Annotated in this window: 8 protein-coding genes and 2 pseudogenes; 9 read left to right on the top strand and 1 reads right to left on the bottom strand. The window is 64.3% G+C overall.

Going from position 1 to position 7490, the window contains the following annotated elements; all coding sequences use genetic code 11:
• Nucleotides 1–511: sigma-70 family RNA polymerase sigma factor (locus ADT71_RS26460; protein ID WP_156336833.1), on the top strand; the 511-nt coding region annotated here is incomplete at its 5' end.
• Between the two features lie 96 nt (nucleotides 512–607).
• Nucleotides 608–1042 (top strand): hypothetical protein, encoded by a 435-nt coding sequence (locus tag ADT71_RS26455; protein ID WP_054441718.1) that lies wholly within the window; start codon nucleotides 608–610, stop codon nucleotides 1040–1042.
• A gap of 3 nt (nucleotides 1043–1045) precedes the next feature.
• On the opposite strand, the gene ADT71_RS26450 is transcribed toward ADT71_RS26455, so the two are convergent.
• The gene (locus ADT71_RS26450) at nucleotides 1046–2758 is read right to left on the bottom strand and encodes a M28 family peptidase (RefSeq protein ID WP_165913195.1); all 1713 of its coding nucleotides are present in this window, start codon (nucleotides 2756–2758) and stop codon (nucleotides 1046–1048) included.
• A 166-nt stretch (nucleotides 2759–2924) separates the two neighbouring features.
• Here ADT71_RS26450 and rpiB point away from each other — a divergent pair, with 166 nt between their 5' ends.
• From rpiB to ADT71_RS26415, 7 genes and pseudogenes are all read left to right on the top strand, one after another.
• On the top strand, nucleotides 2925–3362 hold the full coding sequence (rpiB, locus tag ADT71_RS26445) for a ribose 5-phosphate isomerase B (RefSeq protein WP_054441715.1): 438 nt from the start codon (nucleotides 2925–2927) through the stop codon (nucleotides 3360–3362).
• Nucleotides 3363–3377: 15 nt separating this feature from the next.
• A pseudogene (gene glyA / locus ADT71_RS26440) lies at nucleotides 3378–4675 on the top strand (serine hydroxymethyltransferase).
• A 4-nt stretch (nucleotides 4676–4679) separates the two neighbouring features.
• Entirely contained in the window at nucleotides 4680–4904 is a 225-nt protein-coding gene (locus ADT71_RS26435) for a hypothetical protein (protein WP_054441713.1), read from the top strand.
• Between the two features lie 31 nt (nucleotides 4905–4935).
• Nucleotides 4936–5424 (top strand): transcriptional regulator NrdR, encoded by a 489-nt coding sequence (nrdR, locus tag ADT71_RS26430; RefSeq protein WP_054441711.1) that lies wholly within the window; start codon nucleotides 4936–4938, stop codon nucleotides 5422–5424.
• Nucleotides 5417–6156 (top strand): annotated as a pseudogene (locus ADT71_RS26425) (RNA methyltransferase). The gene nrdR and the pseudogene ADT71_RS26425 overlap by 8 nt, the downstream one beginning before the upstream one ends.
• Before the next feature lie 356 nt (nucleotides 6157–6512).
• Nucleotides 6513–7127, top strand: coding sequence for a 30S ribosomal protein S4 (rpsD, locus tag ADT71_RS26420; protein ID WP_054441709.1), 615 nt, complete (start codon nucleotides 6513–6515; stop codon nucleotides 7125–7127).
• A gap of 142 nt (nucleotides 7128–7269) precedes the next feature.
• Nucleotides 7270–7467, top strand: a complete 198-nt coding sequence (locus ADT71_RS26415) for a hypothetical protein (RefSeq protein ID WP_054441754.1) — start codon at nucleotides 7270–7272, stop codon at nucleotides 7465–7467.
• Nucleotides 7468–7490 lie beyond the last annotated feature (23 nt).

The following is a 7490-nucleotide window of genomic DNA, read 5'->3' as shown; positions in this document are numbered from 1 at the left end:
GGATCAGGCCCGCACGATCCGCATCCCGGTGCACATGATCGAGACGATCAACAAGCTGGTCCGCACCAGCCGCCAGTTCCTTCACGAGCAGGGCCGCGAGCCCACGCCGGAAGAAATGGCCGAGCGCCTGTCCATGCCGCTCGAAAAGGTGCGCAAGGTGATGAAGATCGCCAAGGAGCCGATCTCGCTCGAAACGCCGATCGGCGACGAGGAAGATTCGCATCTGGGTGACTTCATCGAGGACAAGAACGCGATCATCCCGGTGGACGCGGCGATCCAGGCGAACCTCAAGGAAACGGTCACCCGCGTCCTTGCCTCGCTCACCCCGCGTGAGGAACGCGTGCTGCGCATGCGCTTCGGCATCGGCATGAACACCGACCATACGCTTGAGGAAGTCGGCCAGCAGTTCTCGGTTACCCGCGAACGTATCCGCCAGATCGAAGCCAAGGCCCTGCGCAAGCTCAAGCACCCGAGCCGCAGCCGCAAGATGCGCTCGTTCCTCGATCAGTAACAACTGCACGAAGATACAAGAGCCTCGCTTCGGCGGGGCTCTTTTTTATGGACATCATCCCCTGATGCTCCCTCCCGGTTGGAAGAACGATAAGCCATGGCCTTCGGGGATACCGATATTGTCAGCGAAGCGGGCGCTCGCGAAGCAACGCTCTGTGCCGCAGGTGCCTGCATAACTTTCCCATCGTTGATCCTGATGGGCCTGCTGGCAGTGCTGCGGATCGCCGGCCCCGCCTTCCTGCTCACACTGCCGCCTCCGTTACTCATGCTCCTTGCTGCAATCCTTGCGACATCCTTCGCCTGCGCTTTTCGCTTCTCCCAGCAGAAGGGTGAGCGTGCAGGCTACCTGATGCTCCTGGCCCTCCTGGGCAGCGTTCTCGCGACATCTTTCGTGGCTTTGAGCATCGATGCAGCGGGTATCTTTGCTGTCATCCCGATTGCCACTCTGGCTGCCGTGGTCAGCAAGTTAGTCCTGCATGGTATGCGCGGCGCGCGGAACCTGCGCGAGCCGCCGCCCGAGTTCTTCGAATAGCGCTCAGGTCTTACCGTGGTTCTTGCCAGCGTCCGAATAGGCCGCGATGCTGGCCGCTGGAGCATCCAGCCGCAGCCACAGGGAAACACCGATGGCCATCAGCAGCAGCAGTGCCGCCAGCACCTGCGAACCGCGTAAAGGTAGCGCAGGCTGTAGCGGCACCAACGCGCAAACGGCGATCGCCAACGGAAGAACCGCCACCATCGGCATCGTCGGCCCCACTGCCTGCAACAGCGAATAGCCGAGCATGAGCGCGTAGCCTGTTACCACACCGGCAACGGTCGCTCCCGCCGCCCGCGCCAGACTGCCAAGCCCGAACGCTCGCAGCAGCGCCACTACGCCTCCCAGCATCAGCGGCACCGCTAGCACATAGGCGGCTGACGGAGCGTAAGCCTGAAACACGGTGCCGCCCAGAAGCAAGGGCAGCACCAATCCGGCCTCCCCCGCCTCGCCGTCCGGCTTGCGGCCCAGCAGAAGCACCGAGACGGCCATACTGACGCAAAACGCCACGATCTGGAGCCTCGGGATAGCAGCAAGGCGGTCGTAATAGTTCACCGGGCCATCTGCGCCGGACAACAGGTTGAGCAGATAGAGCGCGCCCGCCGTCACCAGAACAAGCCCAAGCATTCGCACAGCACCATCCAGGAAGGCCCTGCCCTCGAACCGGCGTAGCGACAGCAGCCCATGGCCGACGAAGCCCACGGCCAGCATCACCCAGCCCCACCAGACCGCATAATGCACCACGAACAGGCCGAAAACGTCGAAGAACACCACGTCCGGCGCCCGGCCCGGTAGTTCCGCTCTGCGGGCAAGGGCCCGTGCAAGTCCCAGGGTCTGCTCCCCCATCTGCTGAAGAGAGCCTCGGTCGAGACTGTCTGCCGTCGCCATCGGCGAATGATAAAGCCCCGGCCTTCCGATGAAGGCGAAGTTCCACGCCGGGTAACCATGCGGCAGCGCCACCGAGAGATCGGTATCGTTAGGCAAGACGCTGTAGATGAAAGTTGCCAGCGACGTACCCGCCGGATGCGGTGCCGTATCCGCCCAGAGCCGCGCGACATCGCCGTTCAGCGCGGATGTCTGAAACAGGTTCGCCTTGCCGCCGCCACCGCGCGTTTCCAGGTTCACGATCGCGCCGATCCGCCGCGCTTCAGGGGCCTGGGCAAAGAACATCCTCGCCCCCAGCAGCCCGGATTCCTCCCCATCCGTGAGAATCACCACGACATCCCGCCGAAGCTCCCGCTCCAGCGAGAGCGCACGCACGGTCTCCAGGATCGACGCAACTCCCGCCCCATCGTCGGCCGCAGCCGGAGACCCCCAGACACTGTCATAATGCGCCATCAGCGCCACGGCGGGCAGGTTCGGCTCGGATCCCCTCAGAAGGCCGAGTACATTCGTCAACGGGATGCGCGCGGCATTACCGCCACTGCGGGCATTCAGGCCCCGGCGTGCGTCCTCCGGAAAAGTCCCTTCCTGCGTGCGCACCGTCAGGCCCAGTTCGCCAAGCCGCTGCATCAGGTAGCCACGCAAAGCCGCATGTTCGGCCGATCCGCTGGGATGCGGCGCGCGGGCGATACGCTCCACATCGCCCATCGCCCGCAAGGCGGAGAAATCCCGGGCGGCTGCCGTGACCTGAGCGGGTCTCGGCGGCGTCGTTCCCAGGATCGCCAGCCCCACGGCGAGAAGCAATGCCACAAGGAACCATTTGCCGCTCTTCACGCGATCCTCCTGATTTTCGGGAGCAAGTCGGGCCGACAATGCCACGTCCTTCACCGCTCGCCAGTCCCTTTCGACTCCAGATGCGCGCAAGACTGGCAAAGCGACGAACTCGCGACTAAGGGGAGCGCGAAAGAATCCTCGCATCCAGGACAGGCGAACCGATTCCATGCGCATCGCGATTGCATCAGACCACGCCGCCGTCGACCTCAAGGCCGAACTGCGCGAATACCTCATCGAACAAGGTCACGAAGTGGCCGACCTCGGCCCGGAAACCGCTGACCGCGTCGATTACCCCGACTACGGCTACAAGCTCGCATCGGTCGTCGCTGACGGCACGGTGCAGTTCGGCGTCGCTCTGTGCGGCTCCGGAATCGGCATCTCGATTGCCGTGAACCGCGCCCCGGCCTGCCGCTGCGCGCTTGTTTCCGAGCCGCTCTCCGCAGCGCTGGCGCGCGAGCACAACGATGCCAACTGCATCGCCATGGGCGCGCGACTGACCGGGATCGACATGGCCAAGGCCTGCCTCGACGCTTTCCTTTCGACCGAATTCGGCGGCGGCCGCCATGCCGGACGCGTCGAAAAACTTTCCAATCCGTCCTTCTGAAGGGGCTTTCAGAACATGACCGTTGAAACCGCCATCCGTTCACCCGGCTTCTTCACCGACAGCATCGCGCAAAGCGATCCCGCCGTGGCCAAGGCCATCGGCCACGAACTCAAGCGCGAGCGCAAGCAGATCGAGCTGATCGCCTCGGAGAACATCGTCTCCAAGGCCGTGCTCGAAGCGCAGGGATCGGTGCTGACCAACAAGTATGCCGAAGGCTACCCCGGCAAGCGCTACTACCAGGGTTGCGAGCCCTCGGACGAAGTCGAAACGCTCGCCATCGAACGCGCCAAGCAGCTGTTCGACTGCGGCTTCGCCAATGTGCAGCCCCACTCGGGCGCGCAGGCCAACGGCGCCGTGCTGCTCGCCACCGTGAAGCCCGGTGACACCATCATGGGCATGAGCCTCGATGCCGGCGGCCACCTGACGCACGGCGCCCGCGCCGCGCTTTCGGGCAAGTGGTTCAAGGCCGTGCAGTACGGCGTGACCAAGGACACCCACCTGATCGACTACGATGAGGTCGAGGCCCTTGCCAAGGAGCACCAGCCCAAGCTCATCATCGCCGGCGGTTCCGCCTACCCGCGCGTGATCGATTTCAAGCGCATGCGCGAAATCGCAGACGCCGTGGGCGCGCTGTTCCAGGTCGACATGGCGCACTTCGCCGGCCTCGTGGCCGCTGGGCTGCACCCCTCGCCCTTCCCGCACGCACATATCGCCACCACCACCACGCACAAGACGCTGCGCGGTCCGCGCGGCGGCATGATCCTCACCAATGACGAGGCGCTGGCCAAGAAGATCAACTCGGCGGTGTTCCCCGGCCTTCAGGGCGGCCCGCTGATGCACGTCGTCGCTGCCAAGGCCGTGGCCTTCGGTGAGGCGCTGCGTCCCGAGTTCAAGGACTACGCCGCGCGCGTGATCGAGAACGCCAAGGTCCTCGCCGAAACCCTGAAGGAGCGCGGCGCCGCGATCGTTTCGGGCGGCACCGACACGCACCTCGCCCTGATCGACCTCTCGCCGCTGGGCGTGACCGGCAAGGACGCGGACGAGGCGCTGGAACGTGCGGGCATCACCTGCAACAAGAACGGCATCCCCTTCGATCCGCTGCCGCCGATGAAGACCAGCGGCATCCGCGTGGGCTCGCCCGCCGGCACCACCCGCGGCTTCGGTCCGGAAGAATTCCGCGAAATCGGCAACATGGTTGCGACGTTCTGGACGGCCTTGCCAAGTGCGGCGAAGCGGGCGACGCTCAGGTGGAGCAGAACGTGCGCACGCGCGTTGAAGCCCTGTGTGACCGTTTCCCGATCTACGAGGACTGATGCCATGACCGACCCCAACCGCCCCCACGACAATGGCGACTTCATCACCGATGCACGCCATGAAATCGCCGGAATGCTCCAGGATGGTCTCGACCATCCTTCGACCAAGCCGGTGCTTGTCTGGGGCGCGTTGGGGGCGGTGGCCGGCGCGGTATTGCCGTTCGTATCGATCCCGCTCGGCCTTGCCGCCGGTGCAGGATATCAGTTCTACAAGCGCGTGCGCCCCTGAAGTCTCTCAAGTCTTGAAAGTATCTTACTGAATGCGCTGTCCTTTTTGCGCCCACGACGATTCCCAGGTCAAGGACAGCCGCCCGACCGAGGACAACACGGCGATCCGTCGCCGCCGCCAGTGTTCAAGCTGCGGCGCGCGGTTCACGACTTTCGAACGCGTCCAGCTTCGCGAGATCACCGTCGTCAAGAACGACGATTCCCGCGAGCCTTTCGACCGGGCCAAGATCGAGCAGTCCGCCACTCTCGCCTGCCGCAAGCGCGGGATCGAGCGTGAGAAGATCGACCAGCTCGTGTCCGGCGTGCAGCGCCAGGTGGAAACGCTCGGCGAATCCGAAGTCTCGTCGCGCGAAATCGGCGAGATGGTGATGGAAGGTCTGCGCCAGCTCGATTCGGTCGCCTATATTCGCTTCGCCTCGGTCTACCGCGCCTTCAACGAGGCGCGCGACTTCGAGGAATTCGCCGGGACGGTTCGCGATGTCGCGGGTCCGGGCCACATGGAAGGTCGCAACGATGACTGACGTTAAGAAGCCGGTCATCGTGCTGGTCCGCCCGCAGCTCGGGGAAAACATCGGCAAGGCCGCACGCGCCATGCTGAACTTCGGCCTTTCCGAAATGCGTCTCGTTTCACCGCGCGACGGCTGGCCCAACCCCTCCGCCGGTCCCGCCGCGGCGGTGCCGACCTGGTCCTGGAACGCGCCGAAGTCTTCGAGACCCTGGCAGAGGCCGTTGCCGATTGCGGCAATGTCTTCGCCACGACCGTTCGCAAGCGCGGCGTCACCAAGCCTGTCGTCACCCCCGAGGAAGCGGCACGCGAAGTCCATACCGCGCAGGGCCGCTCCGCCTATGTCTTCGGCCCCGAGCGCTCCGGGCTGGAGACAGAAGACGTTGCGCTTGCCCGCGCGATCCTGACGGTGCCGATCAATCCCGAATTTGCCTCGCTGAACCTTGCACAGGCAGTGATCCTTTGCGCCTACGAATGGTCGAAGGGCGCGGTCTCGTCAGGTGAACTGGCCCAGCCGACCGTCGAGGACCTGCTCCCCCCTGCCCCGCAGGACGAACTGGAAGGCCTGATCGGCCATTTCGAGCGGATGCTCGAACCCAAGAACTACTTCTGGCCCGAAACACGTGCCGCCGCCAACCGGCTGACCTTGCGCAACCTGCTGACCAAGCCGGCATGGAACCACCTCGAAGTACGGACCCTGCGCGGGGTCCTCTCCGCACTGGAGAAAGAGCGCCGCAACCGCGATTGATCCGCGGATTGCGGCGCCAGCCCGCTCCCCCATCAGCCGTCCTGCAGGGCCGCCATTTCAGGTGGGCTCACACAAGGCGGATGGGGTAGCGGGCCGGCGCCGCCGTAAGATGTGCCGAAGGCATGTCGTTACGACGCATTCGAGACCGCAAATCCACCGATGCGGCTTGACTTTCCGGCCCCAGTCCGTAAGGGGCACGCCTTCACATGGCGCCTGCCTGTTTCGGCAGCCCGTCCATTCGGCCCCGCACCCCGGTGAAGCGGCGGCCGCATCCCGCAAAGTAGGCTGGATGGTGCGCCCCGGGACAACACGGATCGCCTCCAGGTCGGAGGCGGCAGCAGAACAGGAGACGACTTATGTCGAAGCGTAAAAGCGCCAAGTACAAACTCGACCGCCGCATGGGCGAGAACATCTGGGGTCGCCCCAAGAGCTCGGTCAACCGCCGCAGCTACGGCCCGGGCCAGCACGGCCAGCGCCGCAAGGGCAAGCTTTCGGACTACGGCATCCAGCTGCGCGCCAAGCAGAAGCTCAAGGGCTACTACGGCGACGTGACCGAGAAGCAGTTCAAGCGCACCTACCAGGAAGCTTCGAAGATGAAGGGCGACACCGGTCAGAACCTGATCGGCCTGCTCGAACAGCGTCTCGACATGGTCGTGTACCGTTCGAAGTTCGCACCCACCATCTTCGCGGCTCGCCAGATCGTTTCGCACGGCCACATCCGCGTCAACGGCGTGAAGTGCAACATCGCTTCGCGTCGCGTGAAGGTTGGCGACGTCATCAGCCTCGGCAACAAGGCCAAGGAAATGGCTCTCATCATCGAAGCACAGAACCTGCCCGAGCGTGAGATCCCTGACTACGTTTCGACCGACGGCACCGACAAGGTGACCTTCGTGCGCGTTCCGACGCTCGACGAAGTGCCTTACCCGGTGAAGATGGAACCGAACCTGGTCGTCGAGTTCTACTCGCGCTAAGGTCCCGGTCCACCGACAAGACATGCGAAGGGCGGCCCTCACGGGCCGCCCTTTTCTTTTGTGCGACGAACCGCCGGGAAGCGCGGTAAATCGAGGAATTTGTCAGGGAACGGACATGGTTCTCGTGCATTGGACAGTCACCATGTCACGCTATCGATTCATTACCCCCAACCGCACCGGAAAATGGTATCCCGACCTCGAAACCGCGAAGCAGTTCGCGGCGGAAATCGGCGCCGGATTTCTCGATTCCCGCACTGGGCGTTTCGTCGCCTATGTCGGCACGAAGCTCGAGATCGGCGCACTTCACGAAGAAGCCGGAGAGGCGCTGCAACCGGCCTGAGCTTACACTCAGGCCCGGAGAGC

This window comes from Novosphingobium sp. ST904 (assembly GCF_001298105.1).
Taxonomy (GTDB): Bacteria; Pseudomonadota; Alphaproteobacteria; order Sphingomonadales; family Sphingomonadaceae; genus Novosphingobium.
Note: the sequence above shows the minus strand (reverse complement) of the source record. Positions and strands in the feature narration are given on the sequence as shown.

Bases quoted from the DNA above. Each gene is read 5' to 3' on its own strand.
- ADT71_RS26455 (WP_054441718.1), top strand. From the start codon at position 608: ATGGCCTTCGGGGATACCGATATTGTCAGCGAAGCGGGCGCTCGCGAA.
- rpiB (WP_054441715.1), top strand. From the start codon at position 2,925: ATGCGCATCGCGATTGCATCAGACCACGCCGCCGTCGACCTCAAGGCC.
- ADT71_RS26435 (WP_054441713.1), top strand. From the start codon at position 4,680: ATGACCGACCCCAACCGCCCCCACGACAATGGCGACTTCATCACCGAT.
- nrdR (WP_054441711.1), top strand. From the start codon at position 4,936: ATGCGCTGTCCTTTTTGCGCCCACGACGATTCCCAGGTCAAGGACAGC.
- rpsD (WP_054441709.1), top strand. From the start codon at position 6,513: ATGTCGAAGCGTAAAAGCGCCAAGTACAAACTCGACCGCCGCATGGGC.
- ADT71_RS26415 (WP_054441754.1), top strand. From the start codon at position 7,270: ATGTCACGCTATCGATTCATTACCCCCAACCGCACCGGAAAATGGTAT.